Below are 15,749 nucleotides of genomic sequence, written 5' to 3' on the forward strand. Positions count from 1 at the left end.
GGCCGGTTCGATTCCGCGCCGATCGTCGCCGCCCATGGGGATGGGAAATCCCGGGATTCAATCTCTCCAGGCCTCCTCATTTTAAGGGATGATGCCATCGAAAACAGCCCGCCGCGGACCATGGAAAATCGCTTGACATTCCTCTTGCTTTTCTTCAATATTAGCGCCTATCCGCAGATATACCTCCGAAAACCTCAGGTGCTTTCATGGATGATGAGCGTTTACCGGGACAAATGTCTCTTCAGTATGACGAGTTCAGCGACCTTCTGGGAGGGGCCGTTTGGGAAGAGGCATTGGATCGGTGGAGCCGCTCCGGTTTTTCGATGGCGCGGCAGCAGACGCTTCGTTCTTTCGCGTCCTATTTTTCATCTTCCCCTCAATTTCTTTTCTCGGAGGATCGACAACGCTATTCCCTGGAGCTCTTCTGGCTGAAGTGGAATCTTTTCACCGGTTTATGCCGCCGAATCCAAGGCATTCACCAGGAGCACCAGAGGCCCCTCTTGAATCTTCAGCCGGCCCATCTCCGACTGACGATGGCGGCGGCGACCGAACCGTTCCTGCCGGTCCGATGGGGTTTTTCCCTCGATACGTCGAATCTCCAATTGGCCGATCGATTTACCCCCCCGGGAATGCCGGCCGACTTTCCCGCACAGCTCTTCAGCCCTTCCCCGGATGCGCATCCTCTTTATTCGGCGCCCCTCGTGAGGCGGCAGGGGCTTGAGCAGGAGGAGACGGCGACCCTCCTGGTTCGATCGACGGAGCGGATGCGGGACTCCCCGCCGGGAGAGATCCGGGGGATCGTTCAGGCCCAGCTGGTTTCCGACCAGCTGAAGGGGGCCGATTATTCTTTGGGGGACCTCTTTCTTGTCGCCCCGAACCTCTCCGAGGAGGGGGAATCGCTTCGGATCTGGGCGAGCAAGCGGGGCTCCGCGGAACGGGGGGTTCTTCTCGAAGGGGTCACCGAGCCGGTCTCCCCCGCGGTTTGGGAGGGGTTTGAAAAAGCGCGGCAGAAGGTTTTCGCCCGGTCGGAAGTCATGATCTACAAGAGCCTCCATATTCCGTGCGATCTCTACAGCCTGGGGATGATTCTCTTTCGGACGCTTCTCGTCAACGATCGGCAGGAGATGGAGGGGGTTTACGAGGCGGTCGACAGAACGGCGGGGCAGCTCGGCCCGATTTCCCTCTCGTTGGAAAACCAGGAGAAGCAATTCCTGTCGCGCCGGCTCCGGTTTTACCTCCGGAAGGAAGGGGAGATCCTTTCGAAAAAAGCGATCTTCCATCGGCAGCAGGAGAGAGAGAACGGCTGTGATGCGATCCCGGACGATCTGTGGATCGAGGCGCTCTTGATCGGATTTCGCCTCATTCAGAATCGGGCAGAGGTCCCGCTCGATCAGCTCGGCGGCTTGATGGAGCGGGTGACCGCCGACGCGGAACGGCTGGGGGGGCGAATCAAATTGGAGCTCTTCGGCTCCCGCGAGCGGAACCGGGAGATTCTCGAGGCGTGCGACCTCATCCGGAAAGAACTGAGCGAGGTTCGGAACGGGTAAATGCCATTCAAATTAGTCATCGAGAGTATTTTGGACAAGACCGGAAATGAGGCGGTCGAATGCGAATATGCGCAGGAGGTGGTCCGGATCGGCCGCCAGGATTCCAACGAGGTCCAGCTGGAAGATCCGCGGCGCATCGTCTCGGGGAAACATGCCGAGATCCGCCGGAAGGAGGATCAATTCCTGTTGATCGATATCGGGAGCAAAAACGGGACGCGGCTGAACGGGGAGCCGTTGATCTCCGGAAAGGAATATCCGCTCAGCCCGGAAGACCAGATCGCCATCGGCAACTTCGTCCTTCAGTTTTTCCCGATCATTCGGGAGGAGACCAAACTGGAGGCGGTCGAGGTTTCGGACGCCACCCTGAACTTTTCAGGAACGGCGGAGGAGACCGAAACCCTCCTGGAGGAATTAAGCCGCGCCTACGCCGATCATCAAGCAGATCCCGAAGCGCGGCGGTCCCGGATCGCCGAGATTCTCCGGAAGGCGGTTTTCAGCCTCGACGAGGGGAGGGCGAGACGGCTTCTCGATCTGATCGAGGCCCGCTTCCCGGAGCCGGAGTATCAGCAGGAGCGGGTGAAGCGGAAATCGGCCGACACGCTCGCCCCCGAACAGACGCGGGAGATTGCGGCCGGCCGGGCGGCGCATGAAGCCTTAAAGAAGCTGGCGGGAAAATATTTTGAAAATGCAGAAACGTTGGGCGCGCCGGAAGAGATGACCGCTTTTGTCGACCGTCTCGATCGGGTCTTAAACGTGATGGTCGACTCGCTCGCAGACGCGGTGAAAGGGCGGCGGGAGTTTGAGGCGGGGTTCGAAGTCGAGTCGACCCGGATCTTCCTGCGCAAACCGAACCCGATCAAAGTGGTCGAAGGGAGCCGGGAGATCGGAGCCTATCTTTTTGACATGAATATTTCGGAGTCGACCGAGAAGGTGATCGCCGATCTGGAAGATGTCTTCACCGATCTGGCGCTCCATCAGGTCGGGATGATGGCCGGATTTCGGGAATGCCTGCGCGGTCTCCTCAAGCAGTTGGATCCGGACACCCTGGAGGGAAAAGAGCGGCGGGAGGGGGGCGCCCTCCGGATCGGCCCGCTGGCCAAATTGGCGGCGTGGGATCGATTCCGGGAAAAACATCGGGAGTTATCAGAGGAGGAGGTTCGGACATTTGAACAGATTTTGGGACCCTATTTTGCGGAGGGCTATCTCTCCATTCAGAAAAAGAAGAAAACGCCTACTTAAGTTTTCATTGATTTTGCTCCTTTGCGCAGTTTCATTCGGGCTGCCGGCCTGCGGAAAGAAAGTCATCAGCGTTTCGGTGGCCGGTTCCAAAACGTTGAATCTCGACGACGGCGGCAACCCCCTTCCGGTGATCGTCCGCGTCTACCAGTTGAAGGGGAAAGAGAAAATCGAGGGGGCCGATTTTATCTCCCTCTGGAAAGAGGATCAGAAGATCCTCGAAGGGGATCTGTTGGACCGGCAGGAGATCACCCTTCTCCCTGATACGAAGGTCGAGGTCAAAGTCGATCCGCAGGAGGGGGCGGAGTATCTGGCGCTGATGGCCCTCTTCCGAAAGCCGGAGGGAAACGGCTGGCGGGAGATCATTCCGCTAAAAGGGAAAAAGGTCCGTTCGGTGGAGATCAGCGTCGAAGCGCAGACGGTGAAGGCGGCCAATATCGATTAAGGGAATAAAGGATCAATTCCATGGATAAAGATCAAAAAGTAGTATGGAGCGAGGGGATGTTTCTATCGCCCCACCACTTTCAGCATTGGGACCGGTTTCAGGAGCGGAATCTCTCCAAGCTCCTCGGCGCGATGACCCGATTCGGCGGGGGGGTCGCCCGGATCGACATCGACACGGAGGCGCTGGCCAACGGGACGGTCGCTCTGCTCGGCCTGCACGGGGTGATGCCCGACGGTCTCGTGGTCGAGATTCCGGAGACCGATCCTTCCCCGGAGACGCGGCCGATGGGGGATCTTTTCCCGCCGGCCCTCGACCACCTCGATGTCTATCTCGGGATTCCGGCCGAGCAGCCCGATGCCGCCAACTGCCGGTTGGAGGAGGGGGGCGACACGCGATCGACCCGTTATACCGCCTCCTATATTAAGGTGGCCGATTTCAACACCGGCGGAAATATCCGGGAGATCGCCGTCGCCCGGAAAAATCTTCGGCTCTTCTTCTCGGGGGAGGAGATGTCGGGGGCGGTTACCCTCAAGATCGCCGAGCTGGTCCGAACCGCCGGGGGGAACCTTGCCCTTCGGGAAACCTATATCCCCCCTTGTTTGGCGATCTCCGCCTCCGGATACCTGATGCGGCTGATCCGCGGATTGTTGGAGCTCCTCTCCGCCAAGCGGAGCGCCCTGGGCGGGCAGCGCGACGATCCGGGGTCGTTCGATCCGGTCCGCATGACCCTTCTTCAAACCCTCAACCGGTCGATTCCGGTTTTGTCCCACTACAGCCATCTCGGGAAGATCCATCCCGAAGTGCTCTATCTGACCCTCGCATCGATGGCGGGGGAGTTGACCACGGCGTCGCCCGACCAGCATCCGCGCGATCTCCCTCCGTATCAGCACCACGATCTCACAAAAACGTTCCGGGAGCTGGAGCTGCGGATCAGAGGCCTGGTGGAGGGGGTCACTCCGACGCGGCATATCGTCATCCCGCTGGAGAAGAGCCGGGAGAATACGCTGGTCGGCCGTATCGGCGATGAGCGGCTTTTGGAGACGTCTCAATTCTACCTCGGGGTGACCGGTAACCTTCCGGAAGATCAGATCCGGGAGTGGACCCCGCGGCGAATCAAGGCGGGCGCCCCGCTCGATCTCGATACCATCGTCACCTCGGCATTGCCGGGGCTCAAGCTAACCTACACCGCCCGTCCGCCTTCAGGTCTCTCTCCAAAAATCGGGCATCATTATTTTCGACTTGAGAATCAAGGGCCCCTTTGGGACTCGATCTGCCGTTCACATTCGGTCGCCTTCTATCTTCCTTCAGATCTGAATGGCTTAACCGTCGAGCTTTTTGCAATAAAGGAGTAGGCTTCAATGGCAAGCGCGAATGCAGGAGAAAGGAAGCGGCTGGTCGATCTCTTCTCCGACCTGTTCATCTTGGGGGCCCATCTGAAAACCGCACGCGACTATGGCACCCCGGACGCATTGCGGATGCGGCTGGTGGAGATGTTCAACGCGGCGGAGCGGGAGGCGAAACGCCTCGCGGTTCCCGACGACGCGGTCCAGCAGGCGCGCTTCGCCATCGCCGCTTTCCTCGACGAGATGATTCTCGGCGTCCCTTCTCCCCATCGCGACGCTTGGTCGGCCCGGCCGCTGCAGTATGAATTCTTCCGGGAAAACGTCGCCGGGGTGGAGTTCTTCAACCGGCTCGACGGCCTTCGCAAATCAATCTCTTCGAATCGTGATGTCGTAGAGGTCTATTATCTCTGCCTGGTCCTCGGGTTTGAGGGGCAATACAAGCTCCACGGACGGGAGAAGCTCAAAGATCTGATCGACGGGCTCGCCCGGGAGATCCAGCCGAGGCCGGGAGAGATCCCGCTCCTTTCGCCGCACGGCAAGCGCCCGGACGAATTGATCGAGATGGTGAAGCAGGGGATTCCCTCCTGGGTGGTCGCCGTCTCCTGTTTTGCGATCGTCTTCCTTTTATATATTTCCCTTTCGCTTCTCATCAGCCGGGACGCCAACGGAATCGCAAATGAGATCCAGCAGTTGATCGGGGGGGGACGATGAAGTTTTTGTTGAAAGGTCTCAAAGCCCTCGTCAATGCGATGACCCGATTCCCCCGGGTCACGGCGGCCGTCGCGATTTTTCTGCTGATCTGTCTCATCTGGTTCGCCGGCCCGTCCCTCTGGCTGGAGAAGCTCGAAACGCGGCTTTTTTTGATTGTCGCCATCCTCTTCTTCTGGTCGCTCTTCCTCGTGATCGACCGCTACCGCGCCGAGCAGGGGGCAAAGCAGCTGGAGAAGTCGCTTCAAAAACAGGCGCAGGAGCAGGCGGTTAGCAGCCGGCCCGACCGGAAGGAAGAGATCGAGGAGCTCGGAGGCCAATTCGACAAGGCGGTCGCCGCGCTGAAGCAGTCGAAGCTGGGGAAGGGCCGCTCCGGGAGGACCGCCCTGTATGCCCTCCCCTGGTATATGTTCATCGGCCCCCCCGCTTCCGGGAAGAGCACCGCATTGTTACATTCCGGTTTGCAGTTCCCTTATCTCGGCGGGTCGAGCCGCGGGGTGCAGGGGGTCGGCGGGACGCGCAACTGCGACTGGTGGTTCACCAGCGAGGCGGTCCTCCTCGATACGGCCGGCCGCTACGTCACCCAGGATGAAGACCGGGAGGAGTGGTACGGCTTCCTCGATCTTCTGAAAAAACACCGGAAGGGGAAGCCGATCAACGGGGTCCTGGCGGCGATGAGCATCGTCGAATTGCTGGAGGCGAGCGAGGAGGATCTGGAGTGGCACGCCAAAAACATGCGGGCGAGAATAGACGAGCTGATCCAGCGGCTCGGGATTGTCTTTCCGGTCTATCTTCTTTTTACCAAGTGCGATCTGATCCGCGGCTTTGTCGAGTTCTATGAAGACTTCAGCAAAACGGAGCGGGAGCAGATCTGGGGGGCGACCCTGCCGAAGAACCCCCCCGCCGGCGCCTTGCCGCAACAGCTCTTCGACGCGGAGTTCGGCCAGCTCTTCAACGCGCTCGACGCCCGGCGGCTGGCGCGGCTTTCCTCCGCGCGGGGGGCGCAGAAGGTCCGGGATGTTTATGGGTTTCCGCTGCAGATCGCGACCGGACGGGAAAAGATGGCCCGGTTTGTGGAGCTGGTCTTCGCCCACAATCCGTATCAGGAGAATCCGATCTTCCGCGGATTCTACTTCACCAGCGGAACGCAGGAGGGGAGGCCGATCGACCGGATTCTCACCGCCGTCAGCCGCGCCTCCGGCCTTTCCGAGGCGGTCAGCGATTCGTTCGGCTCGGAAGTCGAGTCGAAGAGCTACTTCATCAAGAACCTTTTCACCGATGTGATCTTCCAGGACCAGGTTCTGGCGGGACCTTCCAACGCCATGACCCGCCAACGCGGCGCCCTGCGGGTGGCGGTCTTCGTCGGGTCGGTCCTCGTCACGGTCCTTTCCGTCGTCGGTCTCTCGTTCTCCTTCGTCGGAAATCGGGTCTATCTCGGCTCGATCAAGTCGAGCGCGTCGACGGCGGCCGAGATGGCGCCGGGAGACGAGCGGCAATTTCCGAAGAATGTGACGCAGCTGGACCAGCTTCGGGAGGGGCTCGACCGGCTCGAAAGCGACGCGGAGGGGGGGATTCCTTTCCGTCTGCGCGGCGGTCTCTACCGGGGGGGGACCCTCTATCCGCCGATGCGGGATCTTTATTTCCAGCGGCTCAATCAGCTCCTCCTCGGCCCGACGCAGGGGGCGATCGAAGCCGATCTGGAGCGGTTCGCGTCGAATCCCAGGCAGCTTCCGGAAGGCCGGGACTTCGATTATTACTACATGCTTTTGAAGATCTACCTGATGATGTCCGATCCGGCCCATCTCGATCCGCCCTTCCTCGACGAGCGGCTGCAGCAGATCTGGCGGGAGATGCTTCCGGCGCTCTACGCGAACCAAGTTCCGGAGGGGCTTCAAGACGGGATCGCCCAGCAGGTTTCTTTTTACAGCCGCGCCGCAAATCAACAAGGGATTCCCCGGCTCACACTGAATGAAAAACTGGTCGAGGAGGTTCGACGGGGGCTTCGGGCGATTCCGTTGGAGGAGCGCCTCTACACGCGCATCCGCCGGGAGGGATCGGAAAAGTCGGAGCCGTACACCCTTAAGGCCGCGTTGAAAGGAGACGGGGAGGGGGCGCTTCTCAGCGATTACAAGATCCCGGCCATTTTCACCGAGGCGGGATGGAAGGGCCCGTTCAAAGAGTCGCTCGATCGGATCCTTCAGGAAAAAGGGGTCGGCGGGGAGGAGTGGGTCCTCGGCGAGCCGGAGCCGGAGCGGACGACGGTGGCGGCGGGAATCGAGAAGCTTTACTTCGACGAATACCAGCGGCAATGGCGCGGATTCATCGAATCGGTCCGGCTGCGGCCCGCCGCGGGGATGTCCGAGACGGCGAAGCTCTTCGAGGTTCTCTCGCAGGAGAATTCGCCGCTGGCGGTGCTTTTCGCCGAGATCGATCGAAATACCTACCTTCGAAAAGAAGGGGCGCAGCAGCCCGGCGGGGGTGCGATGAAGGGGATGGTCGAGCGGGTGAAGGAGAAATTTGGAATGGAGCGTTCCGCCGAAACGGAGGGGACCCCCGCCGCTGCTTCTCAGCCGACGCCGGTTTCGACCCGGTTCCAATCATTTCATGATTTCGTGACCTCGGCCGACCCGAAGAAAGAGCCCCCGGTGAGCCGTCTCGTCGCCGAATTGCGCAGGGCGTATGACGTTCTTCAGCCGCTGGCGGAATCGGGCGATGCAGCGGGGGCCAAGGCGTTGGTCCAGGGGATGGCGAGCGGGCAGTCGAACGATCTCTTCGTTGCTCAAAGGAACGCCGAGCGCCTTCTCCAGACGACCGACGCGGAGGTCCGCCGGGTGGTGGCGCCGATTTTCCTGGAGCCGTTCAAGATGGCCTCCTCCGGGCTGGTGAGCGGGGCGATGGCCGACCTGAACCGCCGGTGGCGGGGTGAGGTCTACGAGCCGTGCCAGCAGAGCATTGCGGGGCGGTATCCCTTCAAGAAGGGGGGAGAAGATGCGACCCTGACCGACATCGCGGAGTTTTTCCATCCGCAAGAGGGGACCCTCTGGAAGTTCTACGAGAAGGAGCTCAAGCCGTTTGTGGAAGAGGGGAGCCGGCAATGGGAGGTCAAGCGGACCTCGGCCGCCCCGGCGATGTCGCCCGACTTTCTGGAGTCGCTCCGGCGGGCCCGGCACCTCTCGGAGAGTCTCTTCCCGAGGGGGAATCCCGATCTGAAGCTGTCGTTCAGCCTCTATCCCTACCCGAGCTCCGGAGTCACCGAGATCCTTCTCTCCGCCGACGGAAAGGATCTCCGATACCGGAACGAGCCGCAGGAATGGCATGAATTCTCCTGGCCCGGAACGTCCGGGACACCGGGGGCGATGCTTCAGGTCCAGAGCGGCGGCTCCCGGCAGATGCAGCAGTATGGCGGTCGATGGGGTTTCTTCAAGCTCCTCGACGCGGCAAAAATCACCCCGGTCAGCAGTATCGTTTACAAGATCGAGTGGGAGCTGAAGGGGCCGGATGGAAAGGCGATTAAAGTCCGTTACGACCTCAGAGCGCAGAGTGTGAAGAATCCTTTCAAGCCGGGATTCTTCTCAGAGACGTTGTGTCCGAATAGGATTGGGTAATTTGTAGGGGCGAATCTTGTATTCGCCCCTGTCCTAATTAGGAAAAAGAGCGGGCGATCACAAGGATCGCCCCTACAATCCAGATTTGAGAGGAGCATCTTCCTTGGGAAACGGAACCTTCGGCTGCTTCGGAAAACTCCCGATCCATTCCGATTTTATTCGCTTTCGCGCGTCGGGTGAAGAGGTCCGCGCGCTCGATCAATGGCTGCAGGAAGGAATCCTCGCCGGGAAGTCCCGGTTGGGGAGGGGATGGGAGGCCGATTATTTTCAGGCCGATCCGTGGAACTTTGTTTTTCAGGTGGAGGGGACCGACAGCTTTCTCATCGGGACCCTGGTGCCGAGCCGGGATCAGGCGGGACGCTCCTACCCCTTCTTTCTTTTCCTGAGGGTCGACCGGAAGCGGTTCGCCGCGCCGATTCAATTCGCCCCGATGACGTACGCCTCTTTTTTGAATGAGGCGGCCGCGCTGGCGCGGTCGGGCGGGTCGGGCATGCGGTTGAAGGAGTTTCTGGAGCATCTCGAACGGCTGACCCTTCCCATTCCGGACGACCGCGCCCCCGCGGCGGCGGAGGAGAACTATCGGCGATTTTTACAGGGGGAGCCGAGCCGGGCCTTCTGGACGGCGCTCTTCGGAGAGTTCGAGCACCCGAAAAAATATCAAGTCGATCAGAATCTCCTGGCGATTCTGGGGCCGATGCGCCAAATTTCTTCAAACCGGCTGGGTTTCGGTTTACGGTTTCCGTTGATCGCTTCGGAGAAGAATCGCAACGAGGATATCCCCTTCTGGAGTGATTTGATGGCGCGGATGCTGAAGCGGCCTCCGACCGCTCTCAACTTATTCTGGAATCGAACGCCGGCGAAAGGGACCCCCTGGATGATGCTCTTCATGGGGGCCCCCTCGGCGAAGAGTTTTCTCTCCCTGATCGCCCCGAGTCTCGACGGCGGGACCGCGTATGAGTTGGCGCCGGAGACGGCGGTTGAACTTCAGACGGTAAAAGAAAAGGTCGATGCCGGCCGGCGGGCGGTTTTAGAGAATGGCGAGATGTCGCTGGCGGCTTTTTTAGAGGCGATCGGGACGGTGTGATGTCGTAGGGGCGTGATTTATCACGCCCTCCCGGAGGGCGCCATGAATGGCGCCCCTACATAAAGATAGAACGGAATTGTTTTCGGAGTCTCTGATGAGTGACGAAATCGCAGAGTGGGTTGGAATCGGGTCGACGCCGATTCGCTCCGACGCCCCTTCGGGGGATTCGGCCAAATATGATCCGCTCTTTGAGAAGCTTCAGGCGGAGATCGGAAAACTGGAGGCGCTTTCCGGCGGCCCGGTCCAATGGAAAGAGGTGATCGGATCCGGTCGGGAGATTTTGGAAAAGAAATCGAAGGATCTCCTGGTGGCCAGCTACGTCTCCGTCGGACTGCTTGAGCAACGGGGATACGCCGGTCTTTTGGCGGGGCTCTCCTGCATGGAGGGGATGGTCGAAGCGTTCTGGGAGACCCTTTATCCGGAGACGAAGCGGATGCGGGCGCGGATCAACGCGCTGATCTGGCTTTCCGAAAAAGGGGGCGTGGCGGTCGGGCGGAAGAAACCGGTTCCCGGCGAGGGAAAAGAGGTTCGCGCCTGCAGCGAGAAAATCGACGCTCTTGAGAAATATTTCGGCGAGAAACTCGCAAACGATTCTCCGGGGCTTGGCGATCTGCGCCGCGCCGTCGACCAGTGGGCCAGGGAGGTCGAGAGCGCCGAAGCGGCCACGGCCCGGACCGAATCGCCAGCGCCAAGCGCCTCGACGCCGGCAGAGGCGGCCGGACCGGCGATCTCTTCCGGCAAGATAGAGTCGATTGAAGAGGCCGAGCGGGCCTTCGGCGAAGCGGGCGACGTGATCCGCCGTGCCGCCGACGTCGTCCGAGGCCAGCAGCCGACGAACCCATGGCCCTACCAGATCATGCGCGCGCTGACCTGGTCGCGGTTCGACGGGCTTCCGGCTCATACCGATTGGGAGACCCGCATTCCGGCCCCCCCTTCCCATCTGGTGGAGAGTGGGCGCCTGCTGGTGGAGCAAAGAGGGTGGAAGGATCTGGTGGATCAGGTCGAAGCGCAACTTCCGGAAAATCCGTTTTGGCTCGACCTACAGCGCCTCAGCGCGCTGGCCCTTTCCAATCTCGGTTCTTCTTATGCCGGAATCAAAGGCGCCGTGTTGGGTGAGGTTCGGATCTTGCTGCAGCGGCTTCCCGATCTGCCGAGATGCCGTTTCGCCGACGGGACCCCCTTTGCCGACGATGAGACGCAGCAGTGGATTGAGAAAGAGGTCCTCTCCGGAGGAAATGGCGCTTCGACCGGCGCCGGGGAGGGAGGCGCCGCAGACGCGCGGATTGCAGAGACGCGGGCGCAGGCCAATCAACTTCTCGGACAGGGAGAGGCGAAGGGGGCGGTCGCTCTTTTTCAAGGAAGAATCAATGGGGCCGCGTCGCGGCGCGAGCGGTTTCTATTGCAGCTGGAGTTGGCCCAGCTTTGTCTGGATGCCGGGCATCCGAAGGTGGCCCTCTCTCAACTCGATGTGCTTCAACGGGAGATCGACCGTTTTTCCTTGGAAGAGTGGGAGCCGGCATTGAGTCTGGAAGTGCTTCGGGCCTCCTGGCGCGTGTTGAGCCGGTTGTCCCGGGATTCCGATCCGGGATCGCCCGAGTGGGCCGGACGGGCGGAGGCGATTTACGGAAGGATCAGCCGGCTCGATCCGGTCTCGGCGTTGGAGTTGGATAGGAAATAAAAATTTTGGTATTCATTCAAAAAGGAGAAAACCAATGGCAAAAGAATCATCCGTAGCACCGAAGGAACGGGTCAATATCGTCTACAAACCGGCCACGGGGGGGGCGCAGGCGGAAGTCGAGCTTCCCTTGAAGATGCTCATGATGGGGGATTATACGCTGCGGTCCGACGAGACGGCTCTCGAAGACCGGAAGCCGATCAACATCGATAAAGATAATTTCGAAGAGGTGATGCGGAACCAAGAGCTGAAGATTTCTTTGAATGTCGCGAACAAGCTCTCCGGAAAAGAAGGGGAAGAGCTTCCGGTCAACCTGAAATTCGAGAAGATGAAGGATTTCGGTCCCGAATCGGTGGTGGAGCAGGTCCCCGAGCTCAACAAACTTCTTCAGCTTCGAACCGCGCTCCAGGCGCTCAAAGGACCGTTGGGGAACATCCCGGCTTTTCGAAAGAAGATCGAAGGCCTCATCTCCGATGTGGCGGCCCGAGAAAAATTGCTTAAAGAATTGGGCGGGGACAAATAAGCTTTCAGCGTTCAGCAATCAGCTCAAGAAATATTTTGCTGAAAGCGGACGGCTGATGGCTGATCGCTTTCTTAATCAATAAGGAGACAAGAACATGGCGGAACAAACAGAAGAGAAGCAGGCGGGGGCGGTTGAAACAGCCGAGGGAGAGACCTCTCTGCTCGACACCATCCTGCAGGAAACGAAATTAAAACCCTCCGAGGAGGGATACTCGATCGCAAAGCGCGGCGTGGAAGCGTTTATCGCCGAGCTTCTGACCCCCGATCGAAAAGGGGCGAAGGTCCACCAGACGGTCATCAACGATATGATCGCCGAGATCGACCGGAAGCTGTCGTCCCAGGTGGATGCCATCATGCATCACCCGACCTTCCAGAAGATCGAATCGGCCTGGCGGGGGCTGAAGTTCGCGGTCGACCGGACCAACTTCCGTGAGAATATCAAGTTCGAGCTCCTGAACGTCTCCAAGGAAGATCTTCTCAACGACTTCGAGGACGCGCCGGAGATCACGAAGTCGGGTCTCTATAAATCGGTCTACACGGCCGAATACGGCACGTTCGGAGGCAAACCGGTCGGAGCGATGATCGCCAACTATGACTTCGGGCCCGGCCCGCAGGATGTGAAGCTCCTCCAATATGCCGCCAGCGTCGGGGCGATGGCCCATGCGCCGTTCATCGCCGCGGCGGGACCGCAGTTCTTCGGGCAGGAGAGCTTCCTCGGCCTTCCCAATCTGAAAGACCTCAAATCAATCTTCGAGGGGCCGCAGTATATCAAGTGGAATTCTTTCCGCGAATCGGAGGATGCGCGCTACGTCGGCTTGACCCTCCCCCGTTTCTTGCTCCGGCTGCCGTATCATCCGGAGAATAATCCGGTCAAGGCGTTCACCTATACCGAGGATGTCAGCAAGAGCCATGAGAGCTACCTTTGGGGGAACACGGCGTTCGCTTTCGCGACCCGGATCACCGACAGCTTTGCGAAGTACCGGTGGTGCCCCAACGTCATCGGGCCGACCAGCGGCGGCGCGGTGGAAGATCTCCCGGTTCACACCTTCGAATCGATGGGAGCGCTCGAGACCAAGATCCCGACCGAGGTCCTGATCTCCGAGCGGCGCGAGTTCGAGCTGGCGGAGGAGGGATTCATCGGATTGGCGATGCGGAAGGGGAGCGACAATGCCTGCTTCTTCTCGGCCAACTCCTGCCAGAAGCCGAAGTATTACGGCCAGAGCAAAGAGGGAAAAGAGGCCGAGACGAATTACAAGCTTGGCACGCAGCTTCCCTACATGATGATCATGAACCGGATGGCCCATTACCTGAAGGTCCTACAGCGCGAGCAGATCGGAAGCTGGAAGGAGCGGGTCGATCTGGAGAAGGAGCTGAACAAGTGGATCGGGCAGTATGTTTCCGATCAAGACGTCGTCGATCCGGCGGTCCGCGGACGGCGGCCCTTGCGCCAAGCCGAGATCACCGTCAGCGATGTGGAGGGAGATCCGGGCTGGTATAAGGTCGATATGAAGGTCCGCCCGCACTTCAAGTATATGGGCTCCTTCTTCACCCTCTCGCTGGTCGGGAAGCTCGATAAAAAATAACGGCGGTTTCCGGAAGTCGGAATCCTATTTTGAAATACGGAAAAAGGGAGCGAAGCGGGACGCTTCAAAACGAAGATCCCGAAAAGAAAGACCCGCTCAGAATAGAGGAAAGGGCGGATTGAATGCCATCGCTCCTCTTTTTGATCGATGATCCGAAGTGGTATTCCCTTTGCATTAGATGCCGATCGGGTTTCGAAAGAGAATCACTCAACGGAATGACACTCACAACTAAACGAAGGAGGAAATGACCATGCCGATGCCAGCACACATGACCCTGAAGGGAGAAAAGCAGGGGGACATCAAAGGAAACTGCACCATGAAGGGACGGGAAGGGACGATCCTCGTCCAGGCCCTCGACCATGAGATCCGCATCCCCACCGACATCCAAACCGGTCTGTCCACCGGAAAGCGCATCCACGGCGCGATGAAGGTCGTCAAGGAATTCGACAAAGCTTCTCCCATGCTCTATCAAGCCCTCTGCACCGGGGAGCATCTGACCAACGTGACCCTCAAATTCTATCGGGTTTCCATGAAAGGGACCGAGGAGCAATACTTCACCATCACCTTGGAAGACGCCGTGGTGGTCTCCATCCGGCCCTGGATGCCGAACTGCCTCGACAAATCGATGTCTTCTTACGGTCATATGGAAGAGCTCGCCTTCACCTACAGAAAGGCCTCTTGGAGACATGAGATCGACAAGATCGAAGCGCAGGACGATTGGGTCGTTCCGATCGAGTAGAGGTTTAAGCAATGGCGCGTGAAAGGTCCCTGTTGGAGCGGCTTGCCGATCCAACAGGGTACCGCCCGTTAACCGTCGAGGAGAATACGCAGGAGCTGGCCGACTCCATCTTGCGTCATCTCCGGAATATGCTCAATACCAAGCAGGGCCATTCGTTGACCCAGCCCGAGTATGGCATGCCCGATGTGACGGAGTTTATCCAGAACCTGCCGGAGATGGTCGAGGTGGTCCAGCGGGGAATCCGCAATTCGATCGAAAAGTTCGAGCCGCGTCTCAGAAACGTCACAGTGACTTATGTCCCTTCGCAGGACATCGCGACGAACATCCGATTCGAAATTACGGCCGAGCTGGTGACCGAGCGGGATGAGGCTTCCGTCTGGTTCGAAACGGCGGTGACGCCGACGGGACAGATCGAAATCCGGGGGTAGGGGCGGCAATCATCGCAAGGAGGTGGAACAATGGCCGGGAAAAAAGTATGGGTAACCTGGTTGCCGGCGGGAAAAGAAGCGCCTCAACCTGAAGGTGCTTTAAAGGCGCTGACCACCGTGGGATTGCAGGTGAGCGGCTCCCTTTGGATCGACGATTTGGAGAAGATGGCCTGGTACGATCTCGGCACCACGCTTCAAGATCCAACGCAGGCCGATCTCTGGCTGGTTGCCGGAAGAGGGGAAGATTTCCGGTCGGCGCGGTATCGTTACGGCCTGTCGCTGGTGATGGCGATGGCGCGGGATGGCCGCGGGGCCGGCTTCCCGATTCTCTGCCTCAGCTTGGACACGGTTCCCGAGACGGAGGCGATGCCGACCCTGATGCGGGGGCTCCGGTTTCTTTCGTCCGCCGATGCCGGTTGGGCCGCGAAAATTGCGGCGTCCTTTCTGAAAAAACCGGAAGGCCCGACAGGGGACTTCCGGTTGAGCGCAACCGGCCATCCCTATATCGGGCAGTGGTTCGAGGTGGGGCCGCGCGAAGGAGAGTGGCAGGGGGTGATGTTCGGCGTGAGCGGCGAGGGAAAGATTTCCCATCATCTGGTGGGACCGAAAGGCCAGCTTCCCGAGAAGAGCGTGCTTGAATACGCGACGCAGGGGATTAAGGCCGAGGTGAGCGGCGTCGAATACACCGCCTGGTCGGTGCAGAACAAGATCGGCCCGAACGACTCGTATTATATTAAAGTGGAAGGACATCCCTCCAAGGTGATGTTCGGCGGCCATCCCGGAACCGATCAGGCCGAGGTAACGATTGTGGATCTCGTAGGGGCGTGATTCATC

Annotated in this window: 13 protein-coding genes; all 13 read left to right on the forward strand. The window is 59.5% G+C overall.

The window, feature by feature from the left end; all coding sequences use genetic code 11:
- The first annotated feature begins 206 nt into the window (after nt 1–206).
- The 13 genes from MCM46_18550 (at nt 207) to MCM46_18610 (ending at nt 15,743) form a co-directional block, all read left to right on the forward strand.
- On the forward strand, nt 207–1,547 hold the full coding sequence (locus tag MCM46_18550) for a hypothetical protein (GenBank protein MCG3113809.1): 1,341 nt from the start codon (nt 207–209) through the stop codon (nt 1,545–1,547).
- Nucleotides 1,548–2,786 carry a type VI secretion system-associated FHA domain protein TagH gene (gene tagH / locus MCM46_18555; protein ID MCG3113810.1) on the forward strand — a complete coding sequence of 413 codons (1,239 nt, stop codon included), beginning with the start codon at nt 1,548–1,550 and terminating at the stop codon, nt 2,784–2,786. It abuts the gene before it with no gap.
- Nucleotides 2,787–2,793: 7 nt separating this feature from the next.
- On the forward strand, nt 2,794–3,228 hold the full coding sequence (gene tssJ / locus MCM46_18560; GenBank protein MCG3113811.1) for a type VI secretion system lipoprotein TssJ: 435 nt from the start codon (nt 2,794–2,796) through the stop codon (nt 3,226–3,228).
- 20 nt (nt 3,229–3,248) lie between these two features.
- The gene (tssK, locus tag MCM46_18565) at nt 3,249–4,580 is read left to right on the forward strand and encodes a type VI secretion system baseplate subunit TssK (protein ID MCG3113812.1); all 1,332 of its coding nucleotides are present in this window, start codon (nt 3,249–3,251) and stop codon (nt 4,578–4,580) included.
- A 6-nt stretch (nt 4,581–4,586) separates the two neighbouring features.
- Entirely contained in the window at nt 4,587–5,282 is a 696-nt protein-coding gene (icmH, locus tag MCM46_18570) for a type IVB secretion system protein IcmH/DotU (protein ID MCG3113813.1), read from the forward strand.
- Nucleotides 5,279–8,884, forward strand: coding sequence for a type VI secretion system membrane subunit TssM (tssM, locus tag MCM46_18575; protein ID MCG3113814.1), 3,606 nt, complete (start codon nt 5,279–5,281; stop codon nt 8,882–8,884). The genes icmH and tssM overlap by 4 nt, the downstream gene beginning before the upstream one ends.
- 103 nt (nt 8,885–8,987) lie before the next feature.
- A complete protein-coding gene (gene tagF / locus MCM46_18580; GenBank protein MCG3113815.1) occupies nt 8,988–9,968 on the forward strand; it encodes a type VI secretion system-associated protein TagF in 981 nt (326 codons plus the stop codon).
- Nucleotides 9,969–10,062: 94 nt separating this feature from the next.
- Nucleotides 10,063–11,646: a type VI secretion system protein TssA gene (gene tssA, locus MCM46_18585; GenBank protein MCG3113816.1), complete on the forward strand. Its 1,584-nt coding sequence runs from the start codon at nt 10,063–10,065 to the stop codon at nt 11,644–11,646.
- Nucleotides 11,647–11,680: 34 nt separating this feature from the next.
- Entirely contained in the window at nt 11,681–12,166 is a 486-nt protein-coding gene (gene tssB / locus MCM46_18590; GenBank protein MCG3113817.1) for a type VI secretion system contractile sheath small subunit, read from the forward strand.
- Between the two features lie 94 nt (nt 12,167–12,260).
- Nucleotides 12,261–13,748 carry a type VI secretion system contractile sheath large subunit gene (tssC, locus tag MCM46_18595; protein MCG3113818.1) on the forward strand — a complete coding sequence of 496 codons (1,488 nt, stop codon included), beginning with the start codon at nt 12,261–12,263 and terminating at the stop codon, nt 13,746–13,748.
- Between the two features lie 250 nt (nt 13,749–13,998).
- Nucleotides 13,999–14,487: an Hcp family type VI secretion system effector gene (locus MCM46_18600; protein ID MCG3113819.1), complete on the forward strand. Its 489-nt coding sequence runs from the start codon at nt 13,999–14,001 to the stop codon at nt 14,485–14,487.
- Between the two features lie 11 nt (nt 14,488–14,498).
- Nucleotides 14,499–14,915: a type VI secretion system baseplate subunit TssE gene (tssE, locus tag MCM46_18605; GenBank protein MCG3113820.1), complete on the forward strand. Its 417-nt coding sequence runs from the start codon at nt 14,499–14,501 to the stop codon at nt 14,913–14,915.
- A gap of 30 nt (nt 14,916–14,945) precedes the next feature.
- On the forward strand, nt 14,946–15,743 hold the full coding sequence (locus tag MCM46_18610; GenBank protein ID MCG3113821.1) for a hypothetical protein: 798 nt from the start codon (nt 14,946–14,948) through the stop codon (nt 15,741–15,743).
- Nucleotides 15,744–15,749: the final 6 nt, after the last annotated feature.

The sequence above is a fragment of the Candidatus Manganitrophus morganii genome (assembly GCA_021651055.1).
In the GTDB taxonomy this organism is placed as follows: domain Bacteria; phylum Nitrospirota; class Nitrospiria; order SBBL01; family Manganitrophaceae; genus Manganitrophus; species Manganitrophus morganii.

Bases quoted from the DNA above. Each gene is read 5' to 3' on its own strand.
- MCM46_18550 (MCG3113809.1), top strand. From the start codon at position 207: ATGGATGATGAGCGTTTACCGGGACAAATGTCTCTTCAGTATGACGAG.
- tagH (MCG3113810.1), top strand. From the start codon at position 1,548: ATGCCATTCAAATTAGTCATCGAGAGTATTTTGGACAAGACCGGAAAT.
- tssK (MCG3113812.1), top strand. From the start codon at position 3,249: ATGGATAAAGATCAAAAAGTAGTATGGAGCGAGGGGATGTTTCTATCG.
- icmH (MCG3113813.1), top strand. From the start codon at position 4,587: ATGGCAAGCGCGAATGCAGGAGAAAGGAAGCGGCTGGTCGATCTCTTC.
- tssM (MCG3113814.1), top strand. From the start codon at position 5,279: ATGAAGTTTTTGTTGAAAGGTCTCAAAGCCCTCGTCAATGCGATGACC.
- tssA (MCG3113816.1), top strand. From the start codon at position 10,063: ATGAGTGACGAAATCGCAGAGTGGGTTGGAATCGGGTCGACGCCGATT.
- tssB (MCG3113817.1), top strand. From the start codon at position 11,681: ATGGCAAAAGAATCATCCGTAGCACCGAAGGAACGGGTCAATATCGTC.
- tssC (MCG3113818.1), top strand. From the start codon at position 12,261: ATGGCGGAACAAACAGAAGAGAAGCAGGCGGGGGCGGTTGAAACAGCC.
- MCM46_18600 (MCG3113819.1), top strand. From the start codon at position 13,999: ATGCCGATGCCAGCACACATGACCCTGAAGGGAGAAAAGCAGGGGGAC.
- tssE (MCG3113820.1), top strand. From the start codon at position 14,499: ATGGCGCGTGAAAGGTCCCTGTTGGAGCGGCTTGCCGATCCAACAGGG.
- MCM46_18610 (MCG3113821.1), top strand. From the start codon at position 14,946: ATGGCCGGGAAAAAAGTATGGGTAACCTGGTTGCCGGCGGGAAAAGAA.